The 15,982-nt window shown below is 55.6% G+C and carries 16 protein-coding genes; 10 read left to right on the top strand and 6 right to left on the bottom strand.

Translation table 11 applies throughout. From position 1 onward, the window contains the following. The first annotated feature begins 77 nt into the window (after window positions 1-77). The 4 genes from AC2FI8_RS02475 to AC2FI8_RS02490 all read left to right on the top strand — a co-directional run bounded on the left by AC2FI8_RS02475 (window position 78) and on the right by AC2FI8_RS02490 (window position 3,449). Window positions 78-1,259: an ABC transporter substrate-binding protein gene (locus AC2FI8_RS02475; RefSeq protein ID WP_108858629.1), complete on the top strand. Its 1,182-nt coding sequence runs from the start codon at window positions 78-80 to the stop codon at window positions 1,257-1,259. Between the two features lie 130 nt (window positions 1,260-1,389). Then, window positions 1,390-2,178, top strand: coding sequence for an ABC transporter ATP-binding protein (locus AC2FI8_RS02480; RefSeq protein WP_496776877.1), 789 nt, complete (start codon window positions 1,390-1,392; stop codon window positions 2,176-2,178). Between the two features lie 99 nt (window positions 2,179-2,277). Further along, window positions 2,278-2,991: an ABC transporter ATP-binding protein gene (locus AC2FI8_RS02485; RefSeq protein ID WP_496722912.1), complete on the top strand. Its 714-nt coding sequence runs from the start codon at window positions 2,278-2,280 to the stop codon at window positions 2,989-2,991. A gap of 5 nt (window positions 2,992-2,996) precedes the next feature. Continuing rightward, window positions 2,997-3,449 (top strand): hypothetical protein, encoded by a 453-nt coding sequence (locus tag AC2FI8_RS02490; RefSeq protein ID WP_496776880.1) that lies wholly within the window; start codon window positions 2,997-2,999, stop codon window positions 3,447-3,449. 185 nt (window positions 3,450-3,634) lie between these two features. Here the strand turns inward: AC2FI8_RS02490 and AC2FI8_RS02495 are convergent, their stop codons facing one another. Next, window positions 3,635-3,985 (bottom strand): hypothetical protein, encoded by a 351-nt coding sequence (locus AC2FI8_RS02495; protein ID WP_496776882.1) that lies wholly within the window; start codon window positions 3,983-3,985, stop codon window positions 3,635-3,637. A gap of 537 nt (window positions 3,986-4,522) precedes the next feature. Here AC2FI8_RS02495 and AC2FI8_RS02500 point away from each other — a divergent pair. The 4 genes from AC2FI8_RS02500 (at window position 4,523) to AC2FI8_RS02515 (ending at window position 7,890) form a co-directional block, all read left to right on the top strand. Then, window positions 4,523-4,894: a hypothetical protein gene (locus AC2FI8_RS02500; protein WP_496738579.1), complete on the top strand. Its 372-nt coding sequence runs from the start codon at window positions 4,523-4,525 to the stop codon at window positions 4,892-4,894. A 236-nt stretch (window positions 4,895-5,130) separates the two neighbouring features. Further along, on the top strand, window positions 5,131-6,141 hold the full coding sequence (locus tag AC2FI8_RS02505) for a branched-chain amino acid ABC transporter permease (protein WP_496722920.1): 1,011 nt from the start codon (window positions 5,131-5,133) through the stop codon (window positions 6,139-6,141). Then, window positions 6,138-7,451: a branched-chain amino acid ABC transporter permease gene (locus AC2FI8_RS02510; protein ID WP_496776884.1), complete on the top strand. Its 1,314-nt coding sequence runs from the start codon at window positions 6,138-6,140 to the stop codon at window positions 7,449-7,451. Before AC2FI8_RS02505 ends, AC2FI8_RS02510 begins: the two co-directional genes overlap by 4 nt. Before the next feature lie 187 nt (window positions 7,452-7,638). Then, window positions 7,639-7,890 (top strand): hypothetical protein, encoded by a 252-nt coding sequence (locus AC2FI8_RS02515; protein ID WP_496722924.1) that lies wholly within the window; start codon window positions 7,639-7,641, stop codon window positions 7,888-7,890. A 41-nt stretch (window positions 7,891-7,931) separates the two neighbouring features. Here the strand turns inward: AC2FI8_RS02515 and AC2FI8_RS02520 are convergent, their stop codons facing one another. Next, window positions 7,932-9,473, bottom strand: a complete 1,542-nt coding sequence (locus AC2FI8_RS02520) for a helicase HerA-like domain-containing protein (RefSeq protein ID WP_496738577.1) — start codon at window positions 9,471-9,473, stop codon at window positions 7,932-7,934. Between the two features lie 430 nt (window positions 9,474-9,903). Here AC2FI8_RS02520 and AC2FI8_RS02525 point away from each other — a divergent pair, with 430 nt between their 5' ends. Next, window positions 9,904-10,512: an invasion associated locus B family protein gene (locus AC2FI8_RS02525; RefSeq protein WP_496776886.1), complete on the top strand. Its 609-nt coding sequence runs from the start codon at window positions 9,904-9,906 to the stop codon at window positions 10,510-10,512. A gap of 63 nt (window positions 10,513-10,575) precedes the next feature. Here AC2FI8_RS02525 and AC2FI8_RS02530 read toward each other — a convergent pair whose 3' ends face one another. The 4 genes from AC2FI8_RS02530 to AC2FI8_RS02545 are packed head-to-tail and all read right to left on the bottom strand — an operon-like array spanning window position 10,576 to window position 14,816. Continuing rightward, window positions 10,576-11,784, bottom strand: coding sequence for a beta-ketoacyl-[acyl-carrier-protein] synthase family protein (locus AC2FI8_RS02530; RefSeq protein WP_282168295.1), 1,209 nt, complete (start codon window positions 11,782-11,784; stop codon window positions 10,576-10,578). A 9-nt stretch (window positions 11,785-11,793) separates the two neighbouring features. Continuing rightward, entirely contained in the window at window positions 11,794-12,051 is a 258-nt protein-coding gene (locus tag AC2FI8_RS02535) for an acyl carrier protein (RefSeq protein WP_058271604.1), read from the bottom strand. A 32-nt stretch (window positions 12,052-12,083) separates the two neighbouring features. Continuing rightward, window positions 12,084-13,175: a UDP-3-O-(3-hydroxymyristoyl)glucosamine N-acyltransferase gene (gene lpxD / locus AC2FI8_RS02540; protein ID WP_496764844.1), complete on the bottom strand. Its 1,092-nt coding sequence runs from the start codon at window positions 13,173-13,175 to the stop codon at window positions 12,084-12,086. 36 nt (window positions 13,176-13,211) lie between these two features. Beyond that, complete coding sequence (locus AC2FI8_RS02545; protein ID WP_496776888.1) at window positions 13,212-14,816, bottom strand: L,D-transpeptidase family protein; 1,605 nt, start codon at window positions 14,814-14,816, stop codon at window positions 13,212-13,214. 354 nt (window positions 14,817-15,170) lie between these two features. Here AC2FI8_RS02545 and mepK point away from each other — a divergent pair, with 354 nt between their 5' ends. After that, a complete protein-coding gene (gene mepK, locus AC2FI8_RS02550) occupies window positions 15,171-15,740 on the top strand; it encodes a peptidoglycan L,D-endopeptidase MepK (RefSeq protein ID WP_058271601.1) in 570 nt (189 codons plus the stop codon). Window positions 15,741-15,982: the final 242 nt, after the last annotated feature.

Here is a 15,982-nt window from a genome sequence, read left to right on the forward strand (position 1 = left end):
GTTAGGACTTTTCTTTTCCAGACAGCTTGCCTAGGGTCTTGCCCAGAACGAATACGTTCCAATAAGGGAGTAACCATATGAAAAAGCTGCTTACTGCAACCGCAGCATCCGCTCTGCTGGCTGGTCCGGCACTAGCCGAAGACGTCACTTTGGGCGTCCTCTTTGGCTTTACCGGCCCGATTGAATCGCTGGCACCCGCAATGGGTTCAGGCGCCGAAATGGCGATGGCCGAGGTCACCGAATCCGGCAAACTGCTGGACGGCTCAAAGGTCACAGCATCGCGCGCTGACACCGGCTGTATCGACAACGGTCTGGCGACATCGAACGGCGAACGCATGATTGCGGACGGCGTTGCGGGCATCGTCGGTGGCGACTGCTCGGGTGTGACCGGCGCGATCCTGCAAAACGTTGCGATCCCGAATGGCATGGTCATGATCTCGCCGTCGGCAACATCGCCGGGTCTGTCGACTATGGAAGACAATGGTCTGTTCTTCCGCACCGCACCGTCGGATGCGCGTGAAGGCGAAGTGATGGCTGACATCCTGAAGGATCGCGGCATCAACTCGATCGCCCTGACCTATACCAACAACGACTACGGCAAGGGTCTGGCAGACGCGATCCAATCCTCGTTCGAAGCAGCCGGCGGTGAAGTGACCATCGTTGCCGCGCACGAAGACGGCAAGGCTGACTACTCGGCTGAAGTTGGTGCGCTGGCATCGGCTGGTGGCGATATTCTGGTTGTCGCAGGCTATCTGGACCAGGGCGGTCTGGGCATCATTCAGTCCTCGTTGGACAGCGGTGCGTTTGACACATTTGGTCTGCCGGGCGGCATGATCGGTGACTCGCTGCCTTCCAACGTCGGTCCCGACCTGAACGGCTCGTTCGGTCAGATCGCCGGTTCGGGCGGTGAAGGTGCTGAAAAGTACTTTGCCATGGCCGAAGCCGCAGGCTTTGACGGTTCGTCGCCCTATTCGCCTGAATCCTATGACGCTGCCGCGCTGTTCATGCTGGCCATGCAGGCGGCAGGTTCCACTAACCCGGCTGAATACGGCGCCAAGATATTGGATGTCGCCAACGCCCCGGGTGAGAAGATCTATCCGGGTGAACTGGCCAAAGGTCTGGAGCTTCTCGCCGCTGGTCAGGACATCGACTATGTCGGCGCGTCGGGTGTTGAGCTGATCGGCCCAGGTGAAAGCGCGGGTTCTTATCGCGAGATCGAAGTGACCGACGGCGAAAACAAGACCGTCAACTTCCGTTGATCCGGTCTTAAACGTCATAAAATCAAGCAGCCCGGGCCTTGTGTCCGGGCTGTTTCAATGAAAAAAGGCCGCACCTCACCTTTTGGGGTCGAGGAAGCAGAAACACCGACAAGGGTGGCTAGGGGAATAGATGATCGTCGTCGAGGACGTGCACAAGCATTTCGGCGGGTTTCACGCGGTGGATGGGGCGTCGCTGGAAATCCAAAAAGGTTCGATCACAGGCCTGATCGGGCCAAACGGGGCGGGAAAGACCACCCTTTTCAACGTGATCGCGGGCGTTCTGCCACCGACCAGCGGCAGGGTGTACATGGACGGCGAAGAAATTACCGGCCTTCCCCCGCATGACCTGTTTCACAAGGGTTTGCTGCGCACCTTTCAGATCGCGCATGAATTCTCTTCGATGTCCTGCCGCGAGAATCTGATGATGGTGCCCGGCGCCCAATCGGGTGAATCGCTGTGGAACACCTGGTTCGGTCGCAAGCGCATCGCCGACGAAGAACGTGCCCTAATGGCTAAAGCGGATGAGGTTCTGGAGTTTCTGACCATTGAGCACCTGGCCGACCACAAGGCAGGTCAGGTCTCTGGCGGGCAAAAGAAGCTGCTGGAACTCGGCCGCACCATGATGGTCGACGCCAAGATCGTGTTTCTGGACGAGGTCGGCGCGGGCGTGAACCGCACCCTGCTGATGACCATCGCCGACACCATCCTGCGTTTGAACAAAGAACGCGGTTATACTTTTGTCGTTATCGAACACGACATGGATTTTATCGGCAAGATTTGCGACCCGGTCATCTGTATGGCCGAGGGGAAAGTCCTGGCCGAGGGTACACTGGACGAGATCAAAGCCAATGAGCACGTGATCGAGGCCTATCTGGGCACTGGCCTGAAGAACAAAGACAAACTAGAGGCCGGGGCATGAGCGATGTGATGAGAGTGAGTGCACACAGTTTGCGCAAATGGGGTCGCTGCCCCGAAACCCCCGGGATATTTGAAGGCCAGATGAAGAAGGATCCTTTGAATGTCTGAGCCGTTTCTGATCGGTGACACCATGACCGGTGGTTATGGCAAGGGGCCGGACATCTTGCATGAGTGCACCATCGCTGTGGACAAAGGTCAGATCGCGGTGATCGTTGGCCCCAATGGCGCAGGTAAGTCTACTGCGATGAAGGCCGTTTTTGGAATGCTGGATGTCCGGTCGGGATCTGTCCGGCTGGACGGTGAAGACATCACCAACCTCACTCCGCAGGACCGCGTTATCCGCGGGATGGGGTTTGTGCCGCAAACCTCAAACATCTTCACCTCGATGACGGTTGAAGAAAACCTTGAGATGGGCGCTTTCATCCGTCGCGACGACATCAGCCAAACCATGGAACAGGTCTACGACCTCTTCCCCATCCTGCGCGACAAGCGAAATCAAGCGGCCGGAGAGCTGTCGGGCGGTCAACGTCAGCAGGTCGCTGTAGGCCGAGCGCTTATGACTCAGCCCAAAGTTCTGATGTTGGACGAGCCGACCGCTGGTGTTTCGCCGATCGTGATGGATGAACTGTTCGACCGGATCATCGAAGTTTCGCGGACCGGTCTGCCGATCCTGATGGTGGAGCAGAATGCTCGTCAGGCTCTGGAGATCGCGGACAAGGGGTATGTGCTTGTTCAGGGGCGGAATGCCTATACTGGAACGGGCAAGGAACTGTTGGCTGATCCGGAGGTGCGGAAGAGTTTCTTGGGGGGGTAACGACGGTGTTTATTGAACAAAGACTGTGTTACTTGCTTGCCTCGGTCATTGTTGGGTTCGCTTTACCGCAAGCGACTTACGCCGAAAGTGTTCCTCTGTCGCATTGTAGAATGAAGATGTGTGAAGTTCGGGCACACTGTATTTCCAACGATTGTGAGGCCGTCGAATGTCTTGGAGACGGATTTAACTTGGAAATCTCGTCCATCGGGAGCCTGGTGAATACCTTTGCCGTTTCTCCAGAAAAAGACAGCAAGTTCCCTATGGGAGAATTTAGTATCGATCCAGAGCTTTCCACAGAAAACACTGTTTTCGCAAGCAGTGTTGAGGATAGCGAAATCGCGCACATGCAAGTCAAATTGCACAAAGGCCAACCCACCGACATTACAATCACCACGCAAACCAGAGGTTGGATGGTCGACGTTTTGGTAACCCATGGCCATTGCGGAGAAGAATACTAGTGGCCTACCTCAACGCCCATGTGGCGCTCTTCAGCTTCGTCTTTGTTCCCGCAACCGCCTAGGCCGACTATCCAAGTTTCGACGTGTTGGATTAGCATCGCCAACTTTCATTGAAATTGCTGTGCCGGGAAAACAGGGTTTTCTTTTCCCGACCCCGTTTTCACTGGCCAGATATCAAACCTCATTTACCCTATCGGATCACCACAGGACCCAAAGTCCTGCGCGGCATGCGGGCCCCTGATCGACATGTCGTAGTCAAGATTCTCGAAGTCGACGACAAAGGTAATCACATCTTTATCCTTAATGTGCAAAAACGTCAGCGAGTTCAGCCCGCCGATGATGACGGCTTCACCTTTGACGTCATCGGTTACAATGAACCCTTTGTCCGTGGCCCCTGACCGCGCCAGCGTCACCGCGTTGCCCGTGCTGTCCGAGACGCAGTTCACCACAAAATCCTCACCGTTCAGAGGATCGTTCTGAGCCGCCGCAACACCGGGCGCTACCAAACTTAAAAACAAAATCGCCGCGTTTTTCATGTCTTGCCTTTCTGTTCCCGGAGCCGCTGGGTCTGCGCCATGACGTGATCCGTATTCCGTAAGTTGGGCTTCGCATTTCCCGGCGAGCCGTTCTGGAAAGCTAGGGATATCCCACCGAGATCAAAGCGTTGTCCCAAGCGGATCACTTCATCTTGAGGTTGCGTGATACTGTTCGTAACGTCGGACGCCATAATTTGCTGGTCACTGAGAGCATCCCCGAATCTGGTTGTTTCAATGTCGGTACGCAAGGATTTGCACAACGTTACAGCGACGGTCGGTAAATCTGTCCAAAATAAGGCGGATTTTACGCTGGAACGGTCAGGAAACCAATCTTCATCGAATTATATCCTGAGTTTTCAATGTATAATTTCTGTGGCCTCAGACTTCTGGAAATTTCAGCATTCAGAAATCTGTCCCCAGAAGGATTAATTCTCGCCATTTTTCCCACCTAGTGAGGCCCAGAAATCGCGCCCTTCGATGGCCGGTTTACCAACACATGGACCGATTTGTCGGCCAACACCTTTTAGGAGAGCTTATATGAAATATCTGGCCGCTCTTGCTGCCTTGTTGCTGCCCGCTGTCGCGCAGGCCACAACGCAGAATACACCGGGAGCTGAGTTTGTTTACGAGTGTCAGATTGAAGAGATTTGCAAGTCCGGCAAATGTTCCCCTGCCACAGCGCCCAAGAAAATCATGCTGAAACGTGTTGAGGGCGCATCCAAAGGAACCTTGAGCGTCGATGGCGATATTGCCGAGCTGCATGTTTTCAAAGGGCTTGGTTCTTATGAATTTCTGCAAATCACCAATGGCGGCAGCGTCGGTTACACTATCGACGAAAGCGGTACGCTCGCGATCCGGGCAACGGGAGCCAACAGCCGAAACGAGCGTGGAACCTGCACGGTCAGCTGACGACACCAGGTCCAATACGCCCCGTTGGGGTCCCAAACCACAACCGTTCTGGCGGGTCAGCCCCGCCTGAACACGCACAAAGAGAACGCCGCTGTCATCAGCAATCGGAGCAATGCCGATTTTGTCGCTTTCGGGTTGAAAATTTCCCAAATTAACGCCGGAAAAGACGTGGGAATGATTGTGCAAATGGCAAAACGCATGCCATAAAGCCGCACCCGAAAGAACGAGACGATCAAATGGACTTATTGAATGCGTTAGTCGCGCTGGCAAACTTTGTCATCGTGCCTGCGGTTGCTTACGGCAGCCAATTGGCGCTTGGCGCGCTAGGGGTCACGCTTATCTACGGCATCCTGCGGTTTTCGAATTTTGCCCATGGCGACACGATGGCCTTTGGTGCGATGATTGCCGTGCTGGTTACCTGGGGCCTGCAAGCCGCCGGCGTGAGTTTTGGCCCGCTACCCACCGCGCTGCTGGCCCTGCCCTTTGCGATCCTGGGCTGTATCGTACTTGTTTTGATAACCGATCGGTTGGTCTATCGGTTCTACCGGGAACAAAAGGCCAAGCCGGTGATCCTTGTGATCGTCTCGATGGGTGTCATGTTCATCATGAACGGGCTTGTTCGCTTTATCATCGGTCCGGATGACCAAAGGTTTTCGGACGGCGCGCGGTTCATCATATCCGCCCGTGATTTCAAGGCGATGACCGGACTGCGTGAGGGGCTTGCGATCAAGACCTCTCAGGGCATCACTCTGGTAGTTGCCGTTATCGCGGTGGCGCTGCTGTTCTGGTTCCTCAACAAGACCCGCACGGGAAAATCGATGCGGGCCTATTCCGATAACGAGGATCTGGCGCTGCTTTCAGGTATTAACCCCGAGCGTGTTGTGATGATCACCTGGATCATCGTGGCAGCATTGGCGACCACCGCTGGTGTTCTTTATGGTTTGGACAAGAGCTTTAAGCCTTTTGTCTATTTCCAACTTCTGCTGCCGATCTTCGCTTCGGCCATTGTCGGCGGCCTTGGCAACCCGCTGGGCGCCATCGCGGGCGGGTTCATCATCGCGTTCTCAGAGGTCACTGTTACCTATGCATGGAAAAAGGTACTGACTTACGTTGCGCCAGAAAGTCTGGCGCCTTCGGGATTGGTGCAATTCCTGTCCACTGATTACAAATTCGCCGTCAGCTTTGCCATCTTGCTGATCGTGCTTCTGTTCAAGCCTACCGGCCTGTTTAAGGGGAAAGCGGTATGACCGTGTCCGTCAAAAACACGCTGCTTTTCATTGTCGTTGGCGGTCTGATCCTGCTGACCGGTTTCACACAAAGCTGGAACGCCGCAATCCTGATCCTGAACATGGGGTTGATCTCGGCCATCATGGCGATTGGGGTAAACCTGCAATGGGGGTTTGCCGGCCTCTTTAACGTCGGCGTCATGGGTTTTGTCGCACTGGGTGGACTGGCTGTTGTTTTGATATCGACCCCGCCGACCCCCGGCGCATGGTCCTCGGGTGGTTATGGCATTCTTCTGGCGTTGCTTTTAGGCGCAGCAACCGTTGTGGCGGCTGTGCTGGTGGCGACCCGGATGCCCAAGGGGCGTGCCCAAACCTTGACGATTATTGCCATTCTCCTTGTTGGGTTCTTTGTCTACCGCGCAATATTTGATCCAAGCGTTGTGGGGGTCGAGGCAATCGAACCCGCAGTTGCCGGCAACCTTGGCGGTTTGAACCTGCCGGTCCTTGTGGCCTGGCCTGCGGGCGGTTTGCTGGCCGCTGGTGCGGCGTGGCTGATCGGAAAGACGGCGCTGGGCCTTCGCTCTGACTATCTGGCGATCGCGACACTGGGCATTGCCGAGATCATCATTGCCATCATGAAGAACGAGGATTGGCTGGCCCGAGGTGTAAAGAACGTCTACGGCATCCCGCGCCCTGCCCCTGTGGTTGGTTACGAGGTCGAACTGCAGAACGATCCCAGCTTTGTCGCCCGCGCTGACTGGCTCGGGTTGGATCCGGTCATCGCGTCGACCCTGTCGGTCAAACTGGGCTATTCGCTGCTGTTCATGATCGTTCTGCTTGTCCTGCTGTGGATGGCGCAAATGGCGTTGAAAAGCCCGTGGGGCCGCATGATGCGCGCCATCCGCGACAATGAGGTCGCGGCAGAGGCAATGGGCAAGGATGTTACCCGCCGCCACCTACAGATCTTCGTGCTCGGCTCGGCCATCTGTGGCATCGCCGGTGCGATGATGACAACTCTGGACGGGCAACTTACGCCGGGCACATACAATCCGCTACGGTTTACGTTCCTTGTCTGGGTGATGGTCATTGTGGGCGGTTCGGGCAACAATTTCGGTGCTGTATTAGGCGCATTCCTGATCTGGTTCCTTTGGGTTCAGGTCGAGCCGATGGGATTGTGGTTCATGAACCTGATCACTTCGAGCATGCCGGATGGCAGCGCGCTTAAGTCTCATTTGATCGACAGTGCCGCGCATATGCGTCTGTTCACCATGGGCCTTATCCTGCTGATTGTTCTCAGGTTCAGTCCAAGGGGATTGATTCCGGAAAAGTAAGATCACATTCCATCAATTCTTGAGACCGCGCCAACTGACTGGTGCGGTTTCTTGATTTTATACGGTATACGGATTAGACGAATCCCAGTACCGCCTTGATCCAGCCCTCTTTTTGGCCAGTATTTACGCTAAATTGATGCTTGGCCCGCGATCATTCGGGAAACCTACGAGTTTAAAAAGAGTGCACATGAATACTTCCTTCACTAAAATAGCCCTTACCGTCCCGCTGCTCGCCATGCTGGCTGGATGTATCCCGTCGCCGGAAGAGTTGGAAACGGCCCCGGTAAAAGTGCAGACGCCTAAGGGTGAAGTTACGTGCCAACTATATCGTCCAGACCGTGTGATCTGGGATCGAGCGACCAACTTCCCGGCCACCAAAATGTCGGTCTCCGAAGCGGACGCCTATTGCAAGCAAGAAGGCCAGCGCCGTCTGAAGTAAAATACGTGCGCCGGGTAGAAGGTTCCTGCCCGGCACTACCCTTATCTGGCCTTGAACAAACCGCCAAGAATGCCGCGTACAATGCGACGTCCGGTTGTTCCTTTCAGTTCCTTGATCACAGCCTCACTCATAGCGGTTGCGAATGTGTCTTTCTTACGCATCACGCGAGAGGATGACCGCCCAACCCGGCTGCCGGAATAGCGTCTTGCTGTCGCAAATTCACGCTCGGCCGTGGATTGCGTTTCCAACTGTTCCTCGGCCTCGGCCGCTGCTTGCGCTGCTGCATCTGCGCGGGACTGAAGGATTTCAAAGGCAGATTTCCGGTCCTTCAACTGCCCGTATTTCACTTTCATCGCTGACGCATCCATCAGCGCCTTCCGCTCGGCCTTGGTGATTGGCCCCAGTTGCGTTCCCGGCGGGCGGATCAGAGTGCGTTCTACGATCCCTGGCACGCCTTTTTTCTGCAACATCGAGGTCACGGCCTCACCGACACCAACCTCACGGATCGCCTCTTCGGTGTCGAAGGCTGGGTTTTCACGATAGGTTTCTGCTGCAAGTCGCAGGTTCTTGCGATCCCGCGCCGTGAATGCGCGCAAGGCATGCTGCACCCGGTTGCCCAGCTGGCCAAGAATGTCTTCTGGAACGTCCGCCGGATTCTGCGAGATGAAATAGACACCCACCCCCTTGGAGCGAATGAGGCGGGCGACCTGTTCGACCTTGTCCACCAGAACCTTGGGCGCATCATCGAACAGCAGATGCGCTTCGTCGAAGAAGAACACCAGTTTGGGTTTGTCCGGGTCGCCAACTTCCGGCAGTTCTTCGAACAGCTCGCTTAGCAACCACAGCAGGAATGTTGCGTACAGACGCGGTGACCCCATCAGCTTGTCGGCAGCAAGGATGTTCACGACGCCCTGCCCGTTCTCATCCACGCGCATCAGATCGGCCAGTTCCAATGCGGGTTCACCAAACAGTTTGGTGCCGCCTTGGTTTTCCAGCACCAGCAGGCGGCGTTGAATAGCCCCGATCGAAGCGGTTGAGACATTGCCATAGCGCAAAGACAACTGAGCCCTATTTTCCCCAATCCAGACCAGCAAGGACTGAAGGTCTTTGAGGTCTAATAGCGGTAAGCCCTCTTCGTCTGCCACCCGGAACGCGATGTTCAGAATGCCCTCTTGTGCTTCGCTCAGATCCATCAGGCGCGACAGCAGAAGAGGTCCCATCTCGGTTACTGTTGTACGAACGGGATGTCCCTGTTGCCCGAACAGATCCCAGAACGTGACCGGACACGCGCCATACGCGTAATCGGTAAAGCCTATCCGCTGGGCGCGATCCTGAAACGCTTTGTGAAGCTTGTGACCTTCGCTGCCCGCCTTGGCCAGACCGGACAGGTCCCCTTTGACGTCAGACAGGAAAACCGGAACACCGGCCTGGGAAAACCCCTCGGCCAGAATTTGCAGTGTCACCGTTTTACCTGTTCCCGTCGCCCCCGCGATCATGCCGTGGCGGTTGGCATATTTCAGCGTCAGCGACTGCGGTTGGCCGTAGTCGTTGCCACCGCCGCCCAAGAATATGTTTTGGTCCATGAATGTAAGGCCTTATTTCCACCGATCTACGGCCAGCATACAAAGTTAACCTTTAACTGCGAAAGTCTAATTGCTGCCTTGTGGCTAAGGTTACGGGGCGGCATATTTCCTCCCTGTCGACTGACCGCGCCTTCGGGCGCGGTTTTTTTCACAAATCATGGCCGTTACATTAAAATTTCAGGTTTTCAGTTGACCGATGCCCCCACCTTTCGTAACGTCTGCGCATAAATAAGTCGGCCAGTCCGACGGGGAGAAAATTATATAAAGGGAGCCGCTCCACCGGCTCCCTTTGTTCTTTTTGTCGTCGCGCTGGATTTCCGATAACCCGGCGAAAAACCGTTCACATGTTGATTTGACCCACCTTAGCCCCTGACAGGGTCTGGCAAGGGTGATAGACGAATAAAAAATCCAACATAAGACCGAGGCAATCATGATTAAGAACACCCTATCCATCAGCCTGGTGACCACTGCTTTGTGGTGCGGAGCCGCGTACGCACAGGAAACGACGCAGGAAACCGAACAACAGCCCCAGACCTCGCAAACAGAGGTCGGCAGTGATCTGGACCTGGGTGAAACCGGCCCGCGCGTCGGCGAACAATACGTTAAGGAAGAAAAGGGCGACTGGGCGATCCTGTGCATCAAGACCGATGCCGACGAAGACCCCTGCGCGATGCGTCAGATCCTGACCGGCGAGCAAGGTCAGCCGATCGCGGAAATTACTCTGGAAAAATTGCCCGAGGGCGTGGCCGCGGTTGCCGGAGCAACTGTGGTTGTCCCGCTGGAAACAATGCTACAGGCGCAGCTGGCGCTTTCGATCGATGGTGCTCCGGGCAAGCGCTATGACTACCACCACTGTAACCCCGTTGGCTGTGTTGCGCAGATGGGCTTTACCGAGGGCGACGTGGAAGCAATGAAGGTCGGAACCAAAGCGACCTTGTCGCTCGTGTCGGTTCTCGCACCAAACCAACTACTGCAACTGGAAGTTTCGCTGTCGGGCTTCACAGCAGGTTTTGAAGGCTTGAAAGTTCTGCAGAACTGAGGTTTCGCTAAACTAAAGAAGCCGTCGGGATTTACCGGCGGCTTCTTTGTTTGAAATCAGATTTTAAATGCGTTTTAAGGCAATTACCGCATTCAGCCCGCCAAATGCAAAGGCGTTACTCAGTGCTACGTCCACTTTCGCCTCGCGGGCTTCGTTTGGCACGACATCCAGCGCGCATTCGGGGTCCGGCTCTTCATAGCCGATGGTCGGAGCGATCACCCCATCCCGCAGTGCCATGATACAGGCCAGCAGTTCGACCGCGCCGGTGCCACCGATAAGGTGGCCGTGCATCGACTTGGTCGAAGATATCATCAGTTCATCCGCATGAGGACCAAAGACACCGGCCACGGCAGCGCATTCCGTCTTATCATTGGCCGCGGTGCCGGTTCCATGCGCGTTGATATATCCAACACTGTCCGCGCTTAACCCTGCATCCGCAAGCGCGCCCGACATGGCACGCGCAGCGCCCTGTTTGCTGGGCATGACAATGTCCGACGCATCTGACGACATCGCAAAACCCACGACCTCACACAGGATATCAGCCCCACGGGCGCGGGCGTGCTCGAATTCTTCGAACACGAAGACACCTGCGCCTTCGCCTTGCACCATGCCATTGCGATTCGCGCTGAACGGGCGGCAGGCGTCCTTGGACATGACACGCAGCCCTTCCCAGGCTTTGACACCACCAAAACACAACATCGACTCTGACCCACCGGTCAGCATCGCCGGAGCAGCACCGCTGCGTACCATCTGGAACGCCAGCGCCATTGCGTGGTTGGACGAGGCACAGGCCGTCGACACCGTAAAGCTGGGGCCCTTAAGGTTATGCTCCATCGAGACGTGACTGGCCGCCGCATTGTTCATCAGCTTGGGAACGACAAACGGGTGCACCCGGTTTTTGCCATCCTCGTAAACGGAACGGTAGTTGTCATCCCAGGTCGAAACGCCTCCACCAGCGGTTCCCAACACAACGCCCGAGCGGGCCGCGAGGTCACCGTGGAATTCGATCCCGGATTGATCAATTGCTTCTTTGGCCGCTGTCAGAGTGAATTGTGTGAACCGGTCATACAGGGTCATTTGCTGGCGGTTAAACCGCCCCTCGGCCTCGAACCCGCGGACCTGACCACCAATCTGAATGGCCAGTCTTTCAACATCGCGAAATTCAAGCGCAGAGATACCGCAGCGCCCTTCGCGCATAGCCTCTAACGTATCAGGCACCGAATGGCCCAGTGAATTGATTGTACCGGCCCCGGTGATAACGACGCGTTTCATAGGATTATGTCAGACCTTTTCCGACACCAGCTTTTGGATGCCGGTGATAATGGCCGCGACGTTCGAAATGTCAAAGTCGCTGGCGCTCGGCTCGTTTGCGTTGAACGGAATCGAGATATCGAACTCTTCCTCGATGGCAAAAATGCTCTCGACCAGTCCAAGGCTGTCGATACCCAGATCTTCGAGCGTGCTTTCGGGTGTCACATCCGACGGCTCCAGCACGGCCTGCTCTGCAATGATTGCGATGACGCGGTCGCTGATGCTCATGTCGATCCTCTAATTATCATGTTGTGGTTGATTTAATCGCTCGGAGGCTGTTTGGAAACAGCCTTTTTCAGCGCCTCAACGTCACGTGCCAATCTCGGCAGCCGGCGCTGCGCTTTGTAAATGTCTGTATGCGTTTCCATTTTGATGGCGGGATAGCCCATAACCACGCGCCCTTTGGGAACGTTGGATAGGATTTTTGTGCCCCCGCCCGCAATCACACCATCGCCGATAAAGATATTGTCCGACACTCCGGTCTGTCCGCCCAAAACAACGTTGTTTCCAATTTCAACTGATCCGGACACACCGGATTGCCCGCATAACAGGCAATCCTGCCCGACACGGGTGTTGTGCCCGATATGAACCTGGTTATCGAGCTTTGAACCATCGCCAATGCATGTGTTCCTGATGGTCCCATTGTCCACGGTGCAATTCGCACCGACTTCGACATCATCGCCAATCTCAACGGCACCCAAAGAATGAATGCGGAGCCAGCTTTGCGCCCGGGCTTCACCCTGATCGCCCATAGATTTGCGGGCGTTTTCCACGCCTGATACCTCGGGCGTCACAAAGCTGAAACCGTCGCTGCCGATCCGCGCACCGGGTTGGGCAATGAAACGGTCACCGATCTGAGCACGTGCTCCGATACTCACCATCTCGCGCAGAAAGGCGTGGTCACCCAGAACGGCATCCAGACCGATCACGCAATGTGGCCCGATGACCGCATTCTTACCGATACGCGCACCGGCACCAACAACTACCAATGGACCGATCGAGGCACCCTCGCCTATCTCCGCCGTTGGGTCGATTACGGCAGAGGGGTGAATGCCCGGCTGAACTCCCTGCCCGCGATCCAGCATTGCCGTGATACCTGCCATCGCCATGCGTGGACGCGGCACAAAAACCGCGGCCTCCAACCCCAGAGCCTGCCAATCCGCACCTTCCCACAAAACGGCGGCGCGGGCGGCACCCGTGCTAAGCGCGTCCGCGTATTTCGGCGACATCGCCATTGCCAGGTCAGACGGCCCGGCATCGACCGGTTCTGCGGCGCGCTCTATAACAAGGCCAACTTCACCCTGACAGTCCGCGCCCAAGGCTTCGGCGATTTGCTGAATAGTGTACTGCATGACGGGCTTCCCGAATTAAGGACCTGCCCCCGGTGATTACCCCTGAACGTCCGGCAGGGCTACCCCTGCTTTCTGCAGAGCGTCCCAGATTTTCCGGTCCCGGTCATAGACATCGCGGCGATACTGAACCTCACCATTCGGACCGATATAGGCGGTGCGATAGATCAGATGAACCGGAACATGCTGTTCCAGCGGGACGGTCGTTTCCTTGCCGGACGCCAATACCCGGTGGAAAAACGCCTTTGGGTCCTCTTCCTGTTTGGCCAAAAGCGCATAGGCAAACTCGAAGGGTTGCGCCAAACGGATACATCCGTGCGAGAACGCCCGTGTCTCACGTGCAAACAGAGATTTCTGAGGTGTATCATGCAGATAGATGTTGTACTTATTGGGGAACATGAACTTTACCAGCCCCAGCGCGTTGCTTTTGCTGGGGGGCTGACGCATGGCAAACGGGAAGTTTCTGGTGTTAAACTGGGTGAAATCAACCGCGCCCCGATTAACCAGGCGACCGCTGCGATCCGTGATCTGGATGTGGCCAACGGCGTTCGGATTTGACTGCAGTTTTGGCAGATATTCCTTGGTGATGATCGAGCGCGGCACATACCAACTGGGGTTGATGACCATATGCTCCATCTCGTCCGAAAATTCTGGGCTGCGACGGTCATGCACGTTCTTGCCAATCACGGCGCGGGTTTCAAAGGTAACCCGGCCATCGTCCACGATCTTGGCTGAAAAGTCGGCCTGGTTGACCAGAATGTGCCGCTCACCCCGTTCTCGCGGCAACCAACGTTCGCGTTCCAGTGCAACATACACGGCCTTCAAACGCTCGGTCGCCGTGCGGTTTAGTTCGGTGATCGTGCCCTCTCCGGCGACACCATCTGTGGCCAGACCATGCGCTTGCTGGAAGTCTTTGACAGCGACAAGCATTGCCTCATCAAATTCGGGGCTTGCGGTCGGACTTAGATACCCCATTGTGATCAGACGGTTACGCAGCTTAACTACATTAGGTCCGGTATCGCCATACTCCAACTTACCCACGGGCACACCGGCACCCCAACCGCCTTGGTTGACCAAAGCTTCCAGCGCGATTTTCTGTTTCATCAATGCGCGGTACTGGGTGGACTGCGGCGCGAGTTGATCGAAATACGCGTCACCCTTCGCAGTAAGCAGGCCCTGCAAATGGTCATTGACCGACCGACGCGACACCTTGCGGACCAGCCCATCGTCGATCTGCGCAGGACGCAATGTGCCCGAAAACAGATCACTTGCGTAGCTGACAAACGCCTTGCTCAGTTCAATTTCAACTGCACCCAAGTCCCGCAGCGATCTGGCGTCCTGCATCTTTGAAACAATCGACTGAACGTCATAAGCCCCTTCTGGCAAACCATGCAGGTTCGTAGTCGATAAAGCCTTGATCAACCGAGCCCTACGCGCCTCGTGCTCGGGCGTGTCTCCGACCCATATTGGCGCAAACGCGTTAGTACGATAGAACTCTGCCAGGCCCGAACCTGCAGGCGCAAACTCGGCAACAGCCATTTGAAATGCCGTTCCGGGTGCCGACTGGGCACTTGCCACAGAGGCAGACGCCGTAATGCAAGCGGCGAAGATAAGACTTTTAGGCAACCGGTAAAGTGCTCGCATGGGATGACCTTGATTATTCGATACTTTGCGCGTTCTGAGGCGCGTTCCGAACGAATATGGTTTTCAGCTGGACGTTTTGTCCATTCACAAATACATCAATCCAAAGCATCCATCCGAGCCTGATGCGCGTTTGCATCGGCTATGTTGCGCGAACGCCTAATTGCCTCAATAGTATACCGATTTGCATCACCTGCGCAAAAATTCGCCGAAAATTCCCCCTTGAAAAGATGAATGTGAAAGATTTCTTGGCTGGCTTTTCGGACTGTGTCATAAATCTCGCATCTGGGATGGGAAAAAATTAAGATCGCGCGCGTAACATCGTGTGCAGGCAGGAACAGTACGGGACGAAACGAAATGACCACGAGCAGTACATCGGGCTTGACCCGGCGTGCCCTATTGGGCGCATTCGCTGCAACAGCAGTTGTAGCAGCACCAACCTATTCCAATGCAGCAGGTTTTTTGCGCGGTGGCGGCGATATCCGTCGTATCCGAATGTATTCGGGCCGCACGGGCGAACGGATCGATATGATCTATTGGGTCGACGGCAAATACATCAAGGACGCCGTCAAAGAAGTGAACCACTTCATGCGCGACTGGCGCACTGACCAGGCCAAGTCTATGGATCTGCGCACCATCGATATCATGGCAGCCTCTCACAATCTTCTGGACGTGAATGAGCCCTACACTCTTTTGTCCGGCTACCGCTCCCCCCAAACCAATGCAATGCTGCGGTCTCGTTCGCGCCGTGTGGCCAAGAACTCGCTGCACATGAAAGGTCAGGCTGCTGACTTGCGCCTTTCGTCTCGTTCTGTGTCCCAGATGGCCAAAGCAGCCATGTCTTGCCGCGCTGGTGGTGTTGGCAAGTACCACCGCTCGAACTTCGTCCATATGGATTGCGGCGAGGTTCGCAGCTGGGGCGGCTAAAAGACACCCAAACTGTTTCTCAACGACGAGCGCCCTTGGGCGCTCTTTGTTTTTTAGGACGACCAGCGCACATGTTTTGCCCGGATACGGGATCGCCAATTGCCGCGCTTACAAGTCCGGAATTGGCAGCCATAAAAGTATTTTAACAAACTTGGAAACATCTTTCTGTCTGACGTCAGCGCCCATGGGACAGTTTAGGTCGATTTGATAAGAGAGGGTTTCTGGCTCATCGTAACTGCCAA

It is taken from the genome of Ruegeria sp. CDSB029, from assembly GCF_059611125.1.

Excerpts from the sequence above, each read along its gene's own strand:
- AC2FI8_RS02475 (WP_108858629.1), top strand. The coding sequence starts at position 78 with ATGAAAAAGCTGCTTACTGCAACCGCAGCATCCGCTCTGCTGGCTGGT.
- AC2FI8_RS02480 (WP_496776877.1), top strand. The coding sequence starts at position 1,390 with ATGATCGTCGTCGAGGACGTGCACAAGCATTTCGGCGGGTTTCACGCG.
- AC2FI8_RS02485 (WP_496722912.1), top strand. The coding sequence starts at position 2,278 with ATGTCTGAGCCGTTTCTGATCGGTGACACCATGACCGGTGGTTATGGC.
- AC2FI8_RS02495 (WP_496776882.1), bottom strand. The coding sequence starts at position 3,985 with ATGAAAAACGCGGCGATTTTGTTTTTAAGTTTGGTAGCGCCCGGTGTT.
- AC2FI8_RS02500 (WP_496738579.1), top strand. The coding sequence starts at position 4,523 with ATGAAATATCTGGCCGCTCTTGCTGCCTTGTTGCTGCCCGCTGTCGCG.
- AC2FI8_RS02505 (WP_496722920.1), top strand. The coding sequence starts at position 5,131 with ATGGACTTATTGAATGCGTTAGTCGCGCTGGCAAACTTTGTCATCGTG.
- AC2FI8_RS02510 (WP_496776884.1), top strand. The coding sequence starts at position 6,138 with ATGACCGTGTCCGTCAAAAACACGCTGCTTTTCATTGTCGTTGGCGGT.
- AC2FI8_RS02515 (WP_496722924.1), top strand. The coding sequence starts at position 7,639 with ATGAATACTTCCTTCACTAAAATAGCCCTTACCGTCCCGCTGCTCGCC.
- AC2FI8_RS02520 (WP_496738577.1), bottom strand. The coding sequence starts at position 9,473 with ATGGACCAAAACATATTCTTGGGCGGCGGTGGCAACGACTACGGCCAA.
- AC2FI8_RS02525 (WP_496776886.1), top strand. The coding sequence starts at position 9,904 with ATGATTAAGAACACCCTATCCATCAGCCTGGTGACCACTGCTTTGTGG.
- AC2FI8_RS02530 (WP_282168295.1), bottom strand. The coding sequence starts at position 11,784 with ATGAAACGCGTCGTTATCACCGGGGCCGGTACAATCAATTCACTGGGC.
- AC2FI8_RS02535 (WP_058271604.1), bottom strand. The coding sequence starts at position 12,051 with ATGAGCATCAGCGACCGCGTCATCGCAATCATTGCAGAGCAGGCCGTG.
- lpxD (WP_496764844.1), bottom strand. The coding sequence starts at position 13,175 with ATGCAGTACACTATTCAGCAAATCGCCGAAGCCTTGGGCGCGGACTGT.
- AC2FI8_RS02545 (WP_496776888.1), bottom strand. The coding sequence starts at position 14,816 with ATGCGAGCACTTTACCGGTTGCCTAAAAGTCTTATCTTCGCCGCTTGC.
- mepK (WP_058271601.1), top strand. The coding sequence starts at position 15,171 with ATGACCACGAGCAGTACATCGGGCTTGACCCGGCGTGCCCTATTGGGC.